We start from the raw sequence: 1,349 nt of genomic DNA on the forward strand, positions 1-1,349 counted from the left end.
CGACGTGGTGGCGGTGAGCCCGTCCAGCACCTACCGCGTGCTACGCGCCGCGGGCCTGCTCGACCGTTGGAACAAGAAGCCCTCGAAGAAGGGCACAGGCTTTGTGCAGCCAAGCCGGCCCCACGCGCATTGGCACATCGATGTCGCGTATCTGAACATCCTCGGTACGTTCTACTATTTCTGCGGGATTCTCGACGGCTTCAGCCGTGCCATCGTGCACTGGGAGATTCGTGAAACGATGACGGAGAGCGACGTCGAGACCATCGTCCAGCGCGCCCGCGAGCGCTACCCCGACGCCAAGCCGCGCATCATCTCGGACAACGGACCGCAGTTCATCGCCCGCGACTTCAAGGAGTTCATCCGGCTCACCGGCATGACCCACGTCCGCACTTCCCCTTACTATCCGCAGTCGAACGGAAAAATCGAGCGTTTCCATGGCACTCTCAAAACTGGCCTGCAGGAGGCTCCGCCCACCAGCATTGACGAGGCTCGACGGGTCACCGCCAAGCTCGTCGCGCACTACAACACGGTTCGCCTTCACAGCGCCATTGGCTACGTCACCCCGGCGGACAAGCTCGCCGGGCGCGAAAACGAGATCTTTGAGGCTCGCGATCGTAAACTCGAAGCCGCACGCGCCCTTCGCGCGCGCCGCCGTCAGGAGGTTCGCGCTTTAGCTGCCTAGAACCTCCAATCAGACCCATTCCCCGGAGTCACGTTCACGCTGAACCAAGACACCAGCGCCATCGCGGTGTTTGACAAACCGCCCGCTGGCCAGTTCCTATACGTAGGCGGAAGGATCCGAGGAAGCGCAAGCTTCGGAACTGCTCCTGGCCCCGTGGAGGTGGTCGCCTCCCCAGGCCTGAGTACCACTCTCCGGGGCGGGAATGCGCATTCCATTGCCAAGTACGACCTTGACGGCAATCTCTTGTGGGTCAAGGTGGTGGGTAGCACGGAGGACAGTGCGCTTGAGGACATCGCCGTTGATCTCACTGATGGTGCTGTCGTGGGGACGGGTAGCTTCGATGGCACCATCATGTTTACCGGAGTGACCCTGACTTCGTCTACTACAGCTCTCGCTGACGAAGATCTACTGATCTATCGACTCGCTGCCGATGGTGGAGGGGCGCTCACGGCCGACTGGCCACCGCCGGCCCGACCCGCGTTGGCGTCCGCCGGCGTGCGCAGGCACTTTCGCCACCACCGGTAGCGTAAGTGTGCGAAATGAGCTGCGGTGGTGTCCGGCACGCTTGGTGCGGTGTGCGAAGCATGACGCAACCACGCTATATCGTCCCCGGAATGACCGTGATGGTCACGCGCCGCACGCTGCGCCGCACCCACCTGTTTCGTCC

General features: G+C 62.6%; 2 protein-coding genes. Both read left to right on the forward strand.

Annotated features, from left to right (window positions below):
* Nucleotides 1-682, forward strand: a 682-nt coding sequence (locus MJD61_04355; protein MCG8554508.1) for an integrase core domain-containing protein, incomplete at its 5' end; no start/stop codon positions are given.
* 258 nt (nucleotides 683-940) lie between these two features.
* On the forward strand, nucleotides 941-1,207 hold the full coding sequence (locus tag MJD61_04360) for a hypothetical protein (GenBank protein ID MCG8554509.1): 267 nt from the start codon (nucleotides 941-943) through the stop codon (nucleotides 1,205-1,207).
* Nucleotides 1,208-1,349: the final 142 nt, after the last annotated feature.

The organism is Pseudomonadota bacterium, from assembly GCA_022361155.1.
Classification (GTDB): Bacteria; Myxococcota_A; Polyangia; order Polyangiales; family JAKSBK01; genus JAKSBK01.